Genomic DNA, 17,237 nt, shown 5'->3' on the forward strand with positions numbered 1-17,237 from the left:
CCGCTAGGATTAAAACCATGAGCTTACACAGCAGCACCGCCCAGGATTCTTTCACAATACACGCTCCTTCTTCACCAGGCGCGGGCAGGTACGCACCATCCCCCTCTGGAGACCTGCATCTGGGCAATCTGCGCACCGCAATTCTCGCATGGCTTCTCGCACGACAAGAGGGACTGCGCTTTGTGATGCGCATCGAAGACCTCGATCGTGTGCGCCCCGGTGCCGCCGAACAGCAGCTCGCCGACTTAAAATCTTTGGGGCTCGATTGGGATGCAACGCCTGGCGAAGACCCACAGCGCCACGACCATGTTTTACGCCAGAGCACACGACTTGCCGCCTACGATGCCGCCGTGCAGAAACTCCAGGATGCGGGGCTGCTCTACGAATGCTATTGCACGCGCCGCGAGATTTTGGAGGCAACCTCAGCACCGCACGGCATCCCCGGCTCCTATCCGGGGACATGTCGCAATCTGAGTGATACCGAGCGTAAATCTCGCCGTGAGATACGCCCTCCCGCCCTGCGTTTGCGCGCCGAAATCAGCGAATTTACGGTACAGGATATGTTTGCCGGTGAGTACACGGGTGCCGTCGATGACGTGGTGGTTCGCCGCAACGACGGCACCTACGCTTACAACCTAGCTGTCGTGGTCGATGACCATTATCAAGGTGTAACCCAGGTGGTGCGCGGAGACGATTTATTATCTTCCGCTCCACGCCAGGCATACTTGGCAGCACTCCTAGGGTATGAACCGCCCCACTATGCCCACGTCCCCTTAGCCCTCAACACGGAAGGTAAGCGTCTAGCGAAACGCGACGGCGCGGTAACGCTGAGGCAGCTTCGGAATGCAGGATTTGCAGAGTCCGATATTTTGGAGTGGATTCGCACCTCCATTCCCATTCCTGATGCCCCACAGTTCCCGAAGTCGGCGCAGGACTTTCTGGGATACTTCGATCCTAAAGCCATGAGTCCCAAGCCATGGATAATTACAAATCCTTTAGATTTATAAGAAGCAAAAGCATCACCACACTCTACCCGTTCACGTTGTGGTCGAAGCAACCTCAAGAGCCGCGAATTTTCGGGGTCGTTTCACCAAAATTTACCCACATAAAACCACGCTTTACCACGGCATACCTCATATTATATGAATATATATTCAGTAATATGTAAACACGCTGAATGCATTACGAGTTGGTAAATCCACTCCAAGGGGTTAGACTGTATCCCAAGCCACTCATAAAGTCATAGAGTTGCGCATAATTACACAGATATTTACGTGACGAAATCCCAACCGCTAGATAGGAATGAGAGATGACCGACGGTACGTTCCAAGTCATCGCACTGGCGATTTACTTTATCGCCATGATTGTGATTGGTCTGTGGGCAAACAGTAAAAACAACGACCTTGACGACTATGTGCTTGGAGGACGACAGCTCTCCCCCACCGTCGCGGCTCTCTCGGCAGGCGCCGCAGATATGTCCGGCTGGCTCCTGATGGGTCTGCCCGGCGCTGTCTATTTAGCAGGTCTTTCCAAATCATGGATTGCTATCGGTCTGACAATCGGAGCATGGGTCAACTGGAAATATATTGCGCCCCGTCTGCGCAGCTACACCGAAGTCGCTGGCGATGCCGTTACCGTCCCCGTGTTCCTCAGCAACCGACTGCACGATAAATACAATATTCTGCGTATTTTTGCAGGCATTATTATCCTCGTCTTCTTCACCTTCTACGTTTCCTCCGGCATGGTTGCTGGCGGTAAATTCTTCGAGTCCTCCTTCCATCAGGACTACCTCACCGGTATGCTTCTCGTCGCCGGTATCACCATGTTCTACACCTTCTTCGGCGGCTTTATGGGTGCCTCCTACACCGATATGGTGCAAGGTCTTCTGATGCTCGCCGCGTTGATTGCTGTGCCGATCGTGGCTATTACCAATATGGGCGGACTCGACCACGTCACGGATGCTGTCGCCAACGTTCGACCCGACGCCCTGGGACTTTTCGCGGGAACTACGTTCATCGGCATCGCATCGGCACTCGCCTGGGGCCTGGGATACTTCGGTCAGCCGCATATTATCGTGCGTTTCATGGCACTGCGCACCCCCAAGGATGCAAAAGCCGGGCGTCGCATCGGCATGAGCTGGATGCTCCTGACCGTGGTAGGCTCCATCAGCACGGCATTCGTGGGCGTAGCCTACTTTGCAACCCACCCCGAAGTTTCTCTCACCGATAAGGAAAGTGCGGAGACAGTCTTCCTGGATCTCGCGCAGATTCTCTTCCACCCCTTTATCGCCGGTATGATCCTGGCTGCCGTACTCGCAGCTATTATGTCTACGCTATCCTCGCAGCTGGTGGTCTGCTCCTCGGCTCTCGTGGAAGATCTTTACGGTGTCTTTGTGAAGAAGAAGCTCAGCTCAAACCAGTCACTCTGGCTTGGACGTGCGGGCGTAGCGATTGTGGCGGTCATCGCGACTCTCATGGCGCTCGATAAGAACAACTCGATTCTCTCGCTCGTGGAGTTCGCATGGGCAGGCTTTGGTTCGGCCTTCGGCCCAATCGTGATCCTCTCACTGTACTGGCGCAAGCTCACCCTACCGGGCGCGGTCTCGGGCATGGTCGTGGGTGCTGTCGTCACCTTCTTCTGGCGCCAGATCTTCAACCTCACCGAAACGATCGATGTTTACGAGATGATCCCCGGGTTCTTCCTAGCCTTCCTGGTGACCGTCGTGGTCTCTCTGGCTACCTACCAGAAGAACGAGGAAATTGAGCAAGAGTTCGATAAGGCCGCAGAGCTCGCCAAGGCTGGCTAAGGTCTGAACTTCTGCTCACAGATTTGCCCCGATCCGCGCATTACGGATCGGGGCAAATTTTTAATATTTTCAGCTCTAACCTCTGTCTAGGGACTAGTTCACGCGGCTTTTAGAGCGTGCCCGCCATCAGTTCCTGGCACCATTTCTGGATCGGATGGCTCGCCTCCAGCAAGGCTCTACGCAGGATACGGTACGTTTTCGCATCCGTAGCGTCATCAACGTTGAAGAGTTCTTGCTCAATCTCGTAGCGCGGCTCTCGCAGCTGGTCGAGATGCTGCAATTCGTCCAGCGTCAGCACGCGCACCACCCCATAGTTGTACCCCGTGTGCTCGTTATTCTCGGGAACATACACGCTCCGGGCGAAAGAGGGGCTGTCCTCCTCAAAAATCGTGTTCTGAAAGTTCGTGGTGTCGAGATATGCCGAATCCTCAAGATTGACAGGGCCAGCAAAATGCGAATCGGAGAAATCGACGGAATCGTTATAGATAGAATCCCCGAACGTGGCCTCCTGCAAATAGGTCGAATGCCAGAACCATGCCCGACCGTAATAGACGCTCTTGCTCAGGTTCGCACGCCCGCCGTAGGTGCACCGGTCAAGATCGGCGAAGGTCGCGTAGGTGCTCAAGAATAGGTCTGCTCCGCGCCTGTAATCGCAGTTCCCCAGGCTTGCGTGGCCCACGTAGGTGCAGCAGGCAAGATCGGCGTGCCCCTCATAAATACTGTCGTTCAGGGCAGCCTCGCCCCAGTAGACGTTGTAGCTCAGGCTGGCGTTGGCACGGTACACGGACTCGCTGAAATCGACGTTCCCGCGGTAGTTGCAGAAGCTCGCGTTAACCCCTCCGTTGTAAGTCGAAGCGCTGAAATCGGCCTCTGTGTAATAGGCGGAATTGCTGCAATCTAAATACCAGGTGTAGGTGGAACCCGAAAAATCGGCCTCCGCATAGTAGGTGCACCCACGCAGGTTCAGACGTCCTTCCCATTGCGAGCGCCCAAAGCTGACCGGATAGAAGAACACGCTGCCCGAAAAGTCGAAGGAGAGGCGGCTCCACGGTCCCGGTCCCTCATAGCGGGTCATAACCCGCAGGTGAATGGTATCGAGAACGGTTTGGCGGAACCGCGCCTCAGCACGAAGTTCGGCTTGTTCGGCGCGGAATCGTGCTTTTTTCTGGGAGTCCCAGCGTTTCTTTGGTTCTCGGTTCAGCCGCATGTAGTCTTTATGCCTGGAGGCGGGCAGGAATGGGGCATAGATGCACGCGCAAAATGTATCGATAATAACCTGTGCCTCGGCAAGGCGCTGTTCTTCGGGGGTGCGCTCATCCGCAAGCCACTCGTCGGCAAGACGCACCAAAGCGTTAAACCCTCCCACGCGCGTGGCAAATCCGCTCTCCCCTAAAAGCGCGGTCGCCGCCGCATACCGTTCATGCCGCATTGCATGAAGGTGGATGAGGGAATCATCGGGTGTTGCAGAAGTTCGCGACGTGTACTCTGACATATTCTTCTGTCCTTGGTGGCTGGGCGGGCATAAATAGGCTCTTCCAGCATCTTATAGCAGGAGTGGATGCGCAAGGAATATGAACGTGACATGTTTCGTCGTGTTTGCCACGATATCGGGTAAACACACGACAAAACCCTTGAATATGGTGCCCAGGCCTGCAATATTTCTTCAAGGAATCAACGGGTTTTATCGGAAAAGTATGTGTACACTTTACATCTGCTTCGCGGCTTATCGCTCAAGGGTAACGGAAGTATCCTCTTGGGTCCGGAGCATGGGCAGGTTCATACTGCGTAAAATAGGGGGCATGACTGTTACGTTCCCTCCCCAGGTTTCCGATATTTTCAACCCGCAGCACTGGCGCATCGTTGAAGGGTTTGAGGATTTTACCGATATCACCTACCACCGCCAGGTGCAGCGCGATGAGACGGGTGAAATCCTGCGCGACTTGCCGACCGTGCGCATTGCTTTTAACCGACCCGAGGTGCGTAACGCCTTTCGCCCGCATACTGTGGATGAACTCTACCGGGCGCTCGATCATGCCCGCATGACCTCTGATGTAGGCACTGTGCTTCTGACCGGGAACGGCCCCTCCCCCAAAGATGGCGGGTGGGCGTTCTGCTCGGGCGGCGACCAGCGCATCCGCGGGCGCGACGGCTACCACTACGCCAGCGGCGACACCGCCGAATCTATTGACCCTGCACGTGCCGGGCGGCTGCATATTCTGGAGGTGCAGCGCCTGATTCGTACCATGCCCAAGGTCGTGATCGCTCTGGTCTCCGGGTGGGCTGCGGGCGGCGGGCATTCCCTGCACGTGGTCGCGGACTTGACCATAGCCTCCGAAGAATACGGCAAGTTCAAGCAGACCGATGCGACTGTTGGCTCTTTCGACGCAGGCTACGGTTCGGCACTTTTGGCGCGGCAGGTTGGGCAGAAATTTGCGCGCGAAATCTTCTTCCTCGCCAAAGAGTACGATGCACAGCGCATGTATGAGATGGGTGCCGTTAACGATGTGGTACCCCACGCAGAACTGGAAAATAAGGGTCTGGAATATGCGGCTCATATTGCCCGGCAGTCTCCGCAGGCTATCCGTATGCTCAAGTACGCTTTCAACCTGCCCGATGACGGTATGCTCGGGCAGCAGGTTTTCGCAGGCGAAGCAACCCGCATGGCGTATATGACCGACGAGGCTGTGGAGGGACGCGATGCGTTCCTGCAAAAGCGTGACCCCGACTGGTCGAACTATCCCTACTACTTCTAGGGTTTCACACGTTGCAGAATAACCGTTCTGTTGTGCCGGAAGACCCCTACGATCCCCGTAAGTCCCGGGTGGATAGCGGCGAAGCAGGCGCCACGATAGGCACATTCCTCGGTTCACTCACGCCGCTTCCTGCCCCACACGAGGATGCGCTGCATCCGCGCGCGGTCATCCTCAGCGCCGATGAGCCCGCCGATCCGCAGGAGATTCTACGTGCCTTCGAGCGCTCTCTTACCGGGGACTTGCCGAACAGAGCTCACGATAGTCAAGACCCGCGCGGGCAAACAGAAGACCCGGAGTCTATTGCGCTCGTGGTGGGCACCTCCGGGTCTACAGGTGCACCCAAACAGACGGCGTTAAGCGTGCAGGCGCTGCGGGCATCCGCACGGGCGACCGAGAGGTTTTTTGCGGACTACCCTTCGGTCGGTTCGGCGAAGCAGCGGCGGGCAGTTTCTGAGGCTCCTGCGCAATGGCTTCTCGCCCTGCCCGCTCACTATGTGGCGGGGGCTCAGGTTCTCGCCCGGTCGGTGCTCGCCGGAACGACGCCGGTAGTTGCCGCATCGGTTACCGACGGGGTTAGTTTTACACCCGAGGTCTTTCTGAACGCCGCCGAGCGGCTCAGCTGCGCCCGCCGGTTCGTCTCTCTTGTGCCCACGCAGGTGCACAAGCTCCTAGAAGCCGCCGAAGCCAGCCCCACACTGGGGTCAGAGATTTACGATGCGCTTGGTCAGTTCACCGGCATCCTGCTTGGCGGTGCCCCGGCGAGCGCATCCCTGTTGGCGGCAGCACGAGAGCTCGGGTTGAACGTGGTCACCACCTATGGCAGCGCAGAAACCGCCGGTGGGTGCGTGTATTCGGGGGTAGCGCTGCCCGGGGTGCGGCTGCGTGTGGTTCCCGAGGACGCGGGTTTAGCAGACAGCCCGGTTGTGGCCGGGGCGGAAGCTGCCGGGCGTATCTGGCTCGGTGGTGAGCATCTTGCCAGTGGGTACTTGGGCGATAGCGCGCGCACCGCATCCCATTTCTTCGTTGATGCCGACGGGTGCCGGTGGTACCGCACCGACGATTACGGTTCGCTCACATCCTCTGCCCCGAATGCGCCAGAGGACGAGGGGGCCCCGATGCTGAACATTGTGGGACGCTCCGATGATGTGATTATCACCGGAGGGGTCAAAGTTTCCGCTCGGGCAGTTGCCGCCGTTCTTGAAAGCCATCCGGCGGTGCGTGAGGCTGTGGTCATGGGCATTCCCGATGCGCGCTGGGGCTCGGCGGTGGCTGCCGCGATCACCCTGCGGGGCGCATCCGGGGCGCAGAGTGCCTCCGATGCTCCCCGGGCTACATGCGATATGCTGCGTGAGTTCTGCACCGACAAGCTAGGTGCGGCGGGTGCCCCCAAATTCCTGAGTATATTCGCCGATTTTCCGACCGCGAGCACGGGCAAACCCGACCGGCGGGCTATATACAGTATGCTGTACAGAGAATACACAAATACGAGGGGCTAAAGACCCCGCCGAGAATCAGTTCTCGCACGCTCGCTACCGGAGGGATCACCGTGGCAACACCCGCAGAGTGGATTGAAGGCGCACGCCTGCGCACCTTACCGCTTGCCCTCGCCCCTATCATCGCCGGATCAGCCGCAGCGTACGAGATTGATGCGTTCAAGCCCTGGTATGCGTTTTTAGCGTTTTTGGTGGCGTTCTTTCTACAGGTCGGGGTGAATTACGCAAACGATTATTCCGACGGTATCAAAGGCACCGATGAGGGCAGGGTTGGTCCGATGCGCCTTGTCGGTTCCGGCGCGGCAAGCGCGAAATCTGTCAAATACGCCGCGTTTTTGTGCTTTGCTCTAGCCATGTGTTCCGGTTTGATTCTGGTGGCGTTGGCAAACCAGTGGTGGTTCTTGGCGATTGGCGCCTCCGCGGTCTTCGCCGCTTGGGGGTATACCGGCGGTAAACGCCCTTACGGTTACATGGGTTTGGGCGATATTTTCGTGTTTGTCTACTTCGGACTGGTCGCCACCTTAGGTACCCTCTACACGCAGTCTCATGAGCTGACGGTGACCGGGTGGGTGTCTGCGATAGCTATCGGACTCATATCCTGCGCCCTGCTCATGGCAAATAACGTGCGCGATATTCCGACCGACCGTGAATCCGGTAAGCTTACGCTAGCGGTGCGGCTTGGGGATTGGCGAGCGCGCATCGCCTATTGTGCTGAAATGCTGATAGCACTTCTCATAGGTGCTTTTGTGGTTCCGCATAATCCCTGGTTTTTGGTAACTTTTATTCTTCTGGGACCAACCGTTCATTCTTGCGTAACGGTTTTGTTTAAACAGGGACCGGCGCTTATACCCGTACTCAAACAAGCAGGAATTGTGGCACTAATCTATAGTATTTTAGTTGCTATTTCAGTATGGCTACATGGATTAAATCTATTGAGTAATACCGTTGAGGTTTTCACAGGGTATTAAGAATATGCACCACTTTGCCGAAAACGCCCTGAACTCTGTTTTTACCGCGTATTCTCGCCATCCTACCAGCATCTCCCCCCCCCATACCAAAAAGGCTCTTTATGTGAATAAAGCAAGTTCCCTAAAACTTTATTCACATAAAGATTCTTTTTATACCCACAGGGAATGTGGGATACTGCGGAAGGATCTCACATGTTCCCACATTGTGAGTTTTTCATGACATAATTCATCTCTTTTTTGCATGTCATATTGACATTTGAAAAAATCTTTATTTACATTAATAGTAATTTCAAGTGTTGACATATCATTCACTCAATTACATAGCGACTCTTGAATCACCACTCTACCCACCTGAAAGGACACTTTCGTGCGCCATTCACTTCAGGGTGCCGTGCAGCGTGCACCCTTTTTTCTTGCAGCATCTTTGCTTGTATCGACAAGTTTTATCCCCGCGAATGCGGTCTCTACCCCTAACGACTCCGCATCGTACACCCACACCGTCTCTGAGAGAAGCGACGATTCCGCTTCCGCAGTAGCACCTCTCAGCGACGACGTTCTTAACGCCGATCCCCAGGCATCGGTTGTGGCAGGTCAGGAAGGCGAGAACCCGGGGGCTATTCCCGAGGGAGACCCGCGAGTCATTACCTATTGGACGACCGAGCGTATGGAAAACGCTATTCCTGCAGATAACGTAGAGGATCCCCAGCAGGAGATCAACAATGCCGTCTCTCAGATGGAGACTGAAGAGCAGAATCCCGAGATCGTTTCTCAGGAGGAAACCAACGAGTCCGGTGAGGAATACACCCCGCAGACTCTCACTCAGGAAGCTGACGAGCCTGAAACCACCGCTGAGTCTGTAGACCCCGTTCTGCCCGAACAGAAGAACGCACGCAATGGTGTGCAGCTTCAGGGTGCATCCAAGGTAACGAACTTCTCGCACACCAACGGCAAGATTTTCTACACCGATGCCAGTGACGGTAAAAACTATGTATGCTCCGGTGCGGCAATCAACACTCCCACCAAGCGTACCGTGGTAACCGCCGGTCACTGCGTGCACGGTGGCAAGAATAAGACCTGGCACCGCAACATCGTGTTCGTTCCCGGCTACAACCGGGGCGTGCGCCCGCACGGCACCTTCAGCGCGCAGTACCTGCGTGTTGCCAACGACTGGGTTCAGTACGGTCAGCCCACGGGCGGTACTGGCGACAGCTACAAGCACGACGTTGCTTTCATCAAGACCAACACCAACGAGAAGGGTCAGCTCCTCGTGAATATGGTAGGTGGGCACGGTTTGAACGTGGATCGCAGCCCCATCTTCGAGAGCACCGTCTTCGCATACCCCGGCAACAAAGAGTCCGGTAGGGTTATGCACGCCTGCTGGGGCAACACCCACACGATCCGCATTACTCCCTACTACTTCCCCACTCTTTCGGGATGCGAGTTCGCGGGCGGATCCTCAGGTGGCCCGTGGCTTGCCGACTACAATAATGCGACCGGCCTGGGCAAAGTCCAGAGCGTAACTTCGTTCGCAACTAATAACAATACGTCCGTCTCGGGTGCGATCTTCGACCGCCCCGTCTGGGACATCTATCAGAAGGCAGCTAAAGACTAAGAGCTGCCGCGAAAAGGTAGTTTTTGGCCGAGCAGGTGGGAAAATACTACCTGCTCGGATCGAAAACGACCTGCTCGCCACCTGATACACATAAGATGCGGCATCTCGTGCCCTTGCCACCGCCGGGTGGATTTGGGGCTGGGTTGCCGCATCTTTGTTGTATGGAGGCAGATTTAGCGCTGATGGGAGAATATCTTAGAAGTCTTCGCCCGAAACATTCTTATGCTCATCGACGAGCTGATCTTCGAGCGTGCGGTTCTCTGCTTCATCTTTGTTTTTAATGGTGGGGGCGCGTTTGAAAATTTTACGCATATCCGCGCTGGCGGCGGCGTGAAGTTTGGGGAAGAAAATATACGCCAAGGCGAAAGCGCATAGAATAGCGGCGGGACCAGCAATAAAAATACCCGCATCTATCAGCATAAAAAGGTAAAAGAGTACTACGACGAGGCCGAGCCGCAGCAGTGTGTACTTGAACAAGTTCATAACATCCAGTGTATCGGGGTTGCGATAAGCCCCCAAGCAAACGAGATGCGGCACGCCGGGAACGTCACAGATTATTTGACAGTTTTCATTGTTGGTTATGCTCGGAGTGTGTAACACTAGAGACTATGATTCGAGCCATGATGATTATTGGTGCTTTCGCCCTGGTGGTGGGGCTAACTCTATATACTCTCTTGGATGCGCTGCGCACGCATCAGGACCAGATGCGTACCTTCCCCAAATGGCTATGGATTATTGCGGTGATCTTTTTCCCCGTTGTGGGTCCTCTCCTGTGGCTTCTGCTGGGCCGCCCGCGCGCCGTGCGAGCCCCTAAACCGCGGCAGGGCGGCGGGTTCACGGGTTCTCGGCGAGGCACACCGCCACCGGCAACATCTTCACCCGACGACGATGAAGAGTACCTGCGCTGGCTCAAGACGAAGGCCGACCGTCAGCGCCGATCCCGCGAAAAGGATGCGGGCACCGGCCCCACGGACGGCGGCATGGGTGAACGTCCTGACGGCGAGAATGACGGTTCTGACAGGCAAGATGGCTCTAAAAACTAAGACACAGGGTACTAGAGATTTTTCATAAATATTGTGGGCGGTATTAAAACACCCGGTAGGTGTTTAATATCGCCCACAATACATTAATCACACAGATAAAACTGCTCTCAAGAAATACCACGTTATAAACATATTCAACTCACGGTATTCTCCACTCGGCATATAACAGTGCAGAGCCAGCTACCGGCACTACCGGCAGCCGTCGAGAGCCGTTATCTCAAGCGTGTGAACCGCTAAATGACATCCCGAGATGATAATCACGCACCAGAGTACTTTTTGCCGCATCATATACCGGCGAAATACCCTATGTATAAATCATTCTCGGTTTCACGACCCCGATTACAACCCCGAATATGAATGCAAACCCGAGAAGAAAATGTTCACGACCGTGAAATTAAAGATAATGCACGCATAGCCGATAATAGACAGCCATGCCGAGCGGGGGCCTGCCCAGCCGCGGGTGGCGCGTGCATGCAGATACGCCGCATACACCACCCAAATCACGAAGGTCCACACCTCTTTGGTGTCCCAGCCCCAGTAGCGTCCCCACGCGTGATTCGCCCAAATCGCACCGGCGGCAAGCGTAAACGTCCACATCACAAACGCCAGCGCGTTCATGCGGAACGCAAAATTCTCTAGAGCCTGGGCGCTCGGAACCAAGCGCATAAACGCCCATCCGCCCGATTTACCGTTCAGGATGCGCTGCTCACGCCTGGTCTGCACCAGCTGCAGTATCGCCATCGCGAAGGTAATCGTGAACACCCCGGATGCTAACACCGCAATCGATACGTGAATTACCAGCCAATAGCTTTGCAGCGCAGGTTTCAAGTGCCCCACCGGCGTGGGGAAACCAATTGTGGCGGCGCACAGCATAATGAGCACAAGCCCAGACACCAGCGTGCCCACGAAGCGCACATCGCGGAACATGAGGGTTATCAGAAACACCGCAGACACCATGAGCGCGCCCGTGGTGCAGAACTCGTACATGTTCCCCCAGGGCACGCGCTGCGCTGCGATACCGCGCATTATCACGGCGGCGGTGTGCACGAGAGCGGCAAGCACCATCACAACCACGGCGATGCGCGCGGCGGGGCGGCGAACGCCCGTGTACAGCATCGCAGAATCGGCAACCTCACCTTCGAGAGCCCGTGCGGCAGCACCCTTATACCCCATGCCGCGTTCGCCGGTGCCCTGTTCGGTCCCACCCGTGCGAACCGTATCCGCAGAGGTATTCGCCGTCGCGGATACGCCAGAAACAGCGCCCGCACCAACTTTGATCTTCGCCTTGACGGTGGGTTTTTGTGCGGTGCCCTCAGACCGCCCTTCCAGACGCCGTGTCACGCGCGAGTTTGCCACCACATCGGAGGTGAACGCAATAAAAACGACGGTGTAAATCAGCGCCGCAATGTACATAAATAGTTCGCTGGAGCGCGCTAATGAGTCGTTCAGCATCGGCTACTTACCCTCGTTTTCATCATGGTTATCATCATCAAATTCTAGCCCCCAAGCGGCGGCGAAAGCATCGGTAAGGCGTTCGGCCTCGTTCGCAAGGCGCGGATCTTCCCCGCGTGCCAGCAGACCGTATTCGACCACAAGCACGCCATCGGCGGTGTGGGCACGCACCCATACACGGCGGCGCGCCACGAAAAGCGAGACGATAAGCCCGGCGAACGCGACCACAAAGGAGTACAGAACAATATTCTGCCCGGGGTCGTGGCGCACATCCAGACCGACATAGCGCTTATACCCCAAGAACTCGATCTTTCCCTTGTTATCGGGCAGCACAGCTTCGGGGTTCTGCGCGCTCAGTACAATGCCGTTGCCCTGTGCCATGGAGTTCAGCTCTTGCAGTTTAGAGGTATCGAGTACGTACACATTCTGCGGCTGCCCCGAGTTGAGCCCCAGATCGCCCGAATAGGACTGGAAAATCAGCATGGGGTTTGCGGGGGCGGAATCTACCGAGTGGGGTACGGTAGTGCCGCGCGCATAGTCGCCGGTAGGCAGGAACATGCCCACAAAACCTAGCTGGCTGGGTTTGGCGTCCGGAACCTTGAGCACCACCGATGAGGTGTATTTACCGTCCGTGGTAATTCCCACCACGGCACCCTCGTAGGCGACTTTACCTTCGCCGTCTGTCACTCGCACCACGGGCGCATACCCATTACCCGAGAGGAAAATGCTGGTACCGCCAATATCGACCGGTTCGTTCACCTTGAGGGTCTTCTGTTCGGTTCCGCCCTGCGGGTCATGCACCGTCAGCTCCGCCTTATAGTCAAGGTCTTGCCCGTAGGTGTGGCTGTCTTGCTGGCGGTCGTAGCGCACCTGAAAATTATTGAGCGTCACCGCATACGGGGTAAGCCAGTCAGGGTTGTAGTTCGTGCCGGGAGTAAACGAATCATAGCCAATCAGCGAATTGACGAAAGTTTCATCCTGAACCAGAATTTTTTGTCCGCGGTATCCATAGAGCGAGCCGAAGGCGACCCCTACTAGAATGCCAATCATCGCCACGTGAAAGAGGATATTGCCTATTTCGCGCAGATACCCGCGTTCGGCACCGACCGAGTAGTGGTCGTTCTCTTCGTCCCGAATTTCAACTCGGTAGTGGCTCTTTTTCAGGATGCGCGCCGCATCCTCAATCGCACCCTTGGCGCTCAGGTTCAGCCCGGCATCCGCCACGGGAATCTCAAGCTGACGGTGCACCGGCATACGGGAAAGGTTTCTGGGGGTGCGTGCCGGGGGTTTACGCCAGTCTTTCGCGTGTTTGATGGCTCGCGGGGTTACGCATCCGATCAGCGAAATAAACAGCAGCAGATAGATGGCAGAGAACCACGCCGAGGAGAACACGTCGAAAAGCTGAATTTTATCGGCAAATTCGCCCCAGCCGGGATGGTTCTTAATGTAATCGGTAACCTTGGTAGGGTCTTGGACACGCTGCGGAAAGATCGAGCCAGGCACCGCCGCTACCGCCAGCAAAAGCAGAAGCATGAGCGCAGTGTTCATTTTGGTCAGCTGAGTCCAGCACCAGCGAAGCATACCCACGAACCCGAGGGCTGGCGCATCCTTGCGCGCTGATTTACCGGTTTTCTTGGTCTTCTCGGATGCGTTCACGGCACGCCCTGCATCTGCGGTTTTGCCCGCCTTGCGGTTTGCGGTGTTTGTATCCTTTGCCTCTGTTGAAGTGTTTTCATCGTCGCTGTGTTCGGAAACCATGACAGCCCTCCTTTCTTAGATCGGTAGTTCGTAGGCGGGTAATGCCGCCTGTATCCATGACATCAGCTCGGTCCACAGCCCCGTCATGAGCAGTACCCCGATCAGGATGAGTACGGCACCGCCCACCCGCTGTATGCCCAGGCGATGTTTTCGTGCCCACGCCAGGGTGCTCACTCCCCTGCCCATGCCCCATGCCACGAGCAGAAACGGAACGCCCAGACCCAGACAGTATGCGAGAGTCAGAACGACTGCCTTGCCGGTGCCGGAACCGCCCGTATATACGAGGGTCTGTACGGCCGCGAAGGTCGGCCCGATGCAGGGTGCCCACCCCAACCCGAAGGTTATACCCAGAATCGGTGCACCCCACAACCCGGTGATCGGGCGGCGATGCAGGCGCTTATCGGTCTGAAAGATCGAGAGCCCGCCCAGAAATACGACTCCCATGAGCACAACCAACGCGCCCAGAATCATCGTGACCCAGGACTGCCCCTTGAGCCAGGGTGCGGCACCGAGCTGGGCGAGGACAACAGAGAGAAGCACGAAAATAGCGGAGAATCCCGCGATAAACAGGGCGACTCCGGCAAGTAACCGCCAGGTGGCTTTGCGGCGAGTTACAGCATACTCATTCGGTGTCTGAGCTTTACTCTCTGCTGTTATAGGCGCAGAAGCGCTGTGATTGTCTACTACATCCTGTGTTTGCGGCACCGTTGACGCTAAACGCCGCGCCGCCGCCGGGTTCACGAGGGCGAAAGTTTTCGCATCCACGGGCTCCACCGTATGCCCATCAGCTTGTGATGCACCCGTTGCCGGTATATTCGCCCCGGTCAGCCCCGCAACATATCCTAAATACCCCGGAACCAGCGGCAGCACGCACGGGGAAGCAAAAGAAATAAACCCCGCGAGCGCGGCAAGCGGTATCGACAGCCACAGCGAGCCATCTAGCACGGTCGAGCTGATGCTCGCCACGGGGAAAGCACCGACCCCGGCGATAGCGATGAGCGGCTGAATGGGCGTGTGCGGCACGCTAGGCACCCTTCGTCACGGTCTCGACGAGGGTTTTCAGGATGGACGGGTTAGCCTGCCCCAGCACGCGGGATGCCACGCGCCCCTTCTCGTCCAGGATCACGGTGGTGGGCACCGCCTGCGCGGGTACGTATTTGCTGAGCGAGAGAAGAACCTTGCCCGTAACGTCTTTGAAGGAGGGGTAGGTGACGTTGAAGCTACGCTCGAAGGCTTCCGCAGTGTTCTTCTCGTCACGCACGTTCACGCCGTAAAAGGCGATTTTATCTTTGAATTCTTCGGAGAGTTTCTGCAGGTCGGGTGCTTCGGCTCGGCAGGGGGCGCATCCGGCGTACCAGAAGTTCAGCAGTACCGGTTTACCGCGCAGGGATTCGGCGGTTACGGTTTTTCCGTCGAAGAGTTCGCCGGTGAAGGCGACAGGGTCACCGCGTTCGGCTTCCTGGTATTCGGTGACGGAACCATCGCCCGCGATATAGCCTTTGTTATCGCCCGAATTTGCCTGTTTCGCTAGGGAATCATCGCTGGATGAGCACGCCGAGAGGAGCACGGCACCTGCGGCGGTGGCGCAAATACCCGCGCCCGTGTGCAGAAGCGCGCGGCGAGTGAGTGGGGTATTCGGCGTCGTGGGTTTTGGCATAGGGTTCATGCTTTCCTTCCGTGCCAGCTGGCGGCGGCATCGGTGTGTGCGAAGGCCTGCGTTCTTAAACTATAGGAGACTAGCTTCCGGGAAGCTGAATCACGCCGCCGTACAGGGGCGAGGCGGGTTCGGAGTATCCGCTCACCTGCGGCATTTCATGGTCAAAATCCGTGCTCTTAAAGTCGAGGGAGGTGATCGAGGCAAGGTTACACTGGCGTGTGCGTGGGTCGTGCTGGAGCAGGCGGCCTTCTAAACCCAGGCGGGTGACCCAGATGGGCAGCTGATGCGAGACAATAATCGCTTGTGCGCCTTCGCCACCTTTGTCGTAGGCGGTGCGTGCCGCATCCTGAATAGCGGATGCCATGCGTTTTACCTGGTCAAGGTACGGTTCCCCCCAGGATGGGCGCAGAGGGTTGTAGAGTTTGCCCCAGTGTTCACGGTTGCGCAGAAGGCCCTGCTTGGTGACATGCTCGCCCTCAAAATAGTTATCGGCTTCGATAACCCGCTGATCCGCATGTGCATCCAGACCCAGCAGCTCGGTGATTGGCGCGGCAGATTCGCGGGTGCGCAGCAAGGGTGAGCACACCAGATGCACAATCTTGGCACCGTCCTGGGCGCGCTGAGCAAATTCTTGGGCGCTCATGCGCACCATCTGCTGCCCCTTCTCGGAGAGAGCGTAGTGCGGCAGACGACCGTAGACAATGCGTTCGGGGTTGTGAACTTCGCCGTGGCGCATCAGGTGAACCGTAACCGTGGGCTGAGTAGTCATTCTCTCAGTTTCTCAGACTTTCGGCGCTACCCCAAAATATATTGCGAAGTGTCCGGTTAGCGGGCAAGTTTCTTGTCGAGAATCTTGCGCATGCGTTTGGGGTTAATACGCCAAAAATCCTTCGCTTCGCCGTCGATGCGCAGCACCGGAATTTCGGTCTCGTGGCGTTTGAGCAGATCTGGGTTATGGGTAATATCGAGCTCGGTATAGTCCAGCCCGTACTCGGCGCAGATTTCGCTCACGGTTAGGCGCGCATCCTGGCAGAGATGGCACCCGGGACGGGTCAAAAGTTCGATGACAGGTTCAGGCATAGTTCCCAGTGTATACCCGTGCAGCTTCTTGAGGTTCTGCCGCACTGGCTTATGTCCCCAAGTCTGCACACGATCTATGTCTGATAGTTTGTTCCCCTGTGCTCTATATTCTTGTTCGCACATATGCTCGGTCGGGAATATATACAGGTCACAGCGCCACATCTAGGTTCACGCACTAGTGTGCCAGAGGCAAAACACCCCGCATCCTTGCGGTTTAACCTGCTGGATGCGGGGCGCAGAAGCCTTAATTACTTCTTATTGCGGCGCTGGTGACGAGTCTTGCGAAGCAGTTTACGGTGCTTCTTCTTGGACATACGCTTGCGGCGCTTCTTAATAACGGAACCCATAGGATTTCCTCACTTTTCTAGACCCGGCCAAACCAAACCGGTTTGGTAGCTACCCGGGTATGTTTATACCGGTATAAACGCTCTAAAAGGCATTTTAGGCACAGCAGTGCCCGGACGTTTTGAGAACGCTACCTTCCTAGGGTACAAGGTAATAGCCCATTTTCACCATTTGAAAGGCAGAAAACCTTCGATTTTGCGAGCTTTCTCTCCCCTGGTGTCTTTTCCACCGCAGCAGATATACCATGAGGCGGCGAGAACCACGGGTACA

Annotated in this window: 16 protein-coding genes; 7 read left to right on the plus strand and 9 right to left on the minus strand. The window is 56.4% G+C overall.

What is annotated here, in order from left to right:
- The first annotated feature begins 17 nt into the window (after positions 1-17).
- Both gluQRS and putP read left to right on the plus strand, forming a co-directional pair.
- Positions 18-1,007 (plus strand): tRNA glutamyl-Q(34) synthetase GluQRS, encoded by a 990-nt coding sequence (gluQRS, locus tag HMPREF2981_RS00845; protein WP_070659972.1) that lies wholly within the window; start codon positions 18-20, stop codon positions 1,005-1,007.
- Positions 1,008-1,309: 302 nt separating this feature from the next.
- Positions 1,310-2,806 carry a sodium/proline symporter PutP gene (putP, locus tag HMPREF2981_RS00850; RefSeq protein WP_070553909.1) on the plus strand — a complete coding sequence of 499 codons (1,497 nt, stop codon included), beginning with the start codon at positions 1,310-1,312 and terminating at the stop codon, positions 2,804-2,806.
- Positions 2,807-2,915: 109 nt separating this feature from the next.
- Here putP and HMPREF2981_RS00855 read toward each other — a convergent pair whose 3' ends face one another.
- Complete coding sequence (locus tag HMPREF2981_RS00855; RefSeq protein ID WP_004005412.1) at positions 2,916-4,298, minus strand: hypothetical protein; 1,383 nt, start codon at positions 4,296-4,298, stop codon at positions 2,916-2,918.
- A 307-nt stretch (positions 4,299-4,605) separates the two neighbouring features.
- On the opposite strand from HMPREF2981_RS00855, the gene HMPREF2981_RS00860 reads away from it, so the two are divergent.
- From HMPREF2981_RS00860 to HMPREF2981_RS00875, 4 genes are all read left to right on the plus strand, one after another.
- Complete coding sequence (locus tag HMPREF2981_RS00860) at positions 4,606-5,559, plus strand: 1,4-dihydroxy-2-naphthoyl-CoA synthase (protein WP_070450967.1); 954 nt, start codon at positions 4,606-4,608, stop codon at positions 5,557-5,559.
- A gap of 11 nt (positions 5,560-5,570) precedes the next feature.
- The gene (locus tag HMPREF2981_RS00865; protein ID WP_083313824.1) at positions 5,571-7,055 is read left to right on the plus strand and encodes an AMP-binding protein; all 1,485 of its coding nucleotides are present in this window, start codon (positions 5,571-5,573) and stop codon (positions 7,053-7,055) included.
- 50 nt (positions 7,056-7,105) lie between these two features.
- On the plus strand, positions 7,106-8,020 hold the full coding sequence (locus HMPREF2981_RS00870; RefSeq protein WP_070553905.1) for a 1,4-dihydroxy-2-naphthoate polyprenyltransferase: 915 nt from the start codon (positions 7,106-7,108) through the stop codon (positions 8,018-8,020).
- Between the two features lie 367 nt (positions 8,021-8,387).
- Positions 8,388-9,632, plus strand: coding sequence for a trypsin-like serine peptidase (locus tag HMPREF2981_RS00875; protein WP_070659975.1), 1,245 nt, complete (start codon positions 8,388-8,390; stop codon positions 9,630-9,632).
- Positions 9,633-9,827: 195 nt separating this feature from the next.
- Here the strand turns inward: HMPREF2981_RS00875 and HMPREF2981_RS00880 are convergent, their stop codons facing one another.
- Positions 9,828-10,115 (minus strand): DUF4229 domain-containing protein, encoded by a 288-nt coding sequence (locus tag HMPREF2981_RS00880; protein WP_070659978.1) that lies wholly within the window; start codon positions 10,113-10,115, stop codon positions 9,828-9,830.
- 137 nt (positions 10,116-10,252) lie between these two features.
- Here HMPREF2981_RS00880 and HMPREF2981_RS00885 point away from each other — a divergent pair, with 137 nt between their 5' ends.
- Positions 10,253-10,675, plus strand: a complete 423-nt coding sequence (locus HMPREF2981_RS00885) for a PLD nuclease N-terminal domain-containing protein (protein WP_246825183.1) — start codon at positions 10,253-10,255, stop codon at positions 10,673-10,675.
- Positions 10,676-11,014: 339 nt separating this feature from the next.
- Here the strand turns inward: HMPREF2981_RS00885 and ccsB are convergent, their stop codons facing one another.
- From ccsB to HMPREF2981_RS10500, 7 genes are all read right to left on the minus strand, one after another.
- Entirely contained in the window at positions 11,015-12,127 is a 1,113-nt protein-coding gene (gene ccsB, locus HMPREF2981_RS00890) for a c-type cytochrome biogenesis protein CcsB (protein WP_070659984.1), read from the minus strand.
- 3 nt (positions 12,128-12,130) lie between these two features.
- On the minus strand, positions 12,131-13,885 hold the full coding sequence (locus tag HMPREF2981_RS00895; RefSeq protein WP_246825184.1) for a cytochrome c biogenesis protein ResB: 1,755 nt from the start codon (positions 13,883-13,885) through the stop codon (positions 12,131-12,133).
- 15 nt (positions 13,886-13,900) lie between these two features.
- Positions 13,901-14,917, minus strand: a complete 1,017-nt coding sequence (locus HMPREF2981_RS00900; protein WP_070659987.1) for a cytochrome c biogenesis CcdA family protein — start codon at positions 14,915-14,917, stop codon at positions 13,901-13,903.
- Positions 14,910-15,551 carry a TlpA family protein disulfide reductase gene (locus HMPREF2981_RS00905; protein WP_013397728.1) on the minus strand — a complete coding sequence of 214 codons (642 nt, stop codon included), beginning with the start codon at positions 15,549-15,551 and terminating at the stop codon, positions 14,910-14,912. Before HMPREF2981_RS00905 ends, HMPREF2981_RS00900 begins: the two co-directional genes overlap by 8 nt.
- 70 nt (positions 15,552-15,621) lie before the next feature.
- Positions 15,622-16,311 (minus strand): histidine phosphatase family protein, encoded by a 690-nt coding sequence (locus HMPREF2981_RS00910; protein WP_070659990.1) that lies wholly within the window; start codon positions 16,309-16,311, stop codon positions 15,622-15,624.
- Positions 16,312-16,367: 56 nt separating this feature from the next.
- Positions 16,368-16,691, minus strand: coding sequence for a glutaredoxin family protein (locus HMPREF2981_RS00915; protein ID WP_239668062.1), 324 nt, complete (start codon positions 16,689-16,691; stop codon positions 16,368-16,370).
- 179 nt (positions 16,692-16,870) lie between these two features.
- A complete protein-coding gene (locus tag HMPREF2981_RS10500) occupies positions 16,871-16,969 on the minus strand; it encodes a 30S ribosomal protein bS22 (RefSeq protein ID WP_005504750.1) in 99 nt (32 codons plus the stop codon).
- Positions 16,970-17,237: the final 268 nt, after the last annotated feature.

Origin of the sequence: Rothia sp. HMSC069C01 (genome assembly GCF_001814655.1) — a bacterium.
Taxonomy (GTDB): Bacteria; Actinomycetota; Actinomycetes; order Actinomycetales; family Micrococcaceae; genus Rothia; species Rothia dentocariosa.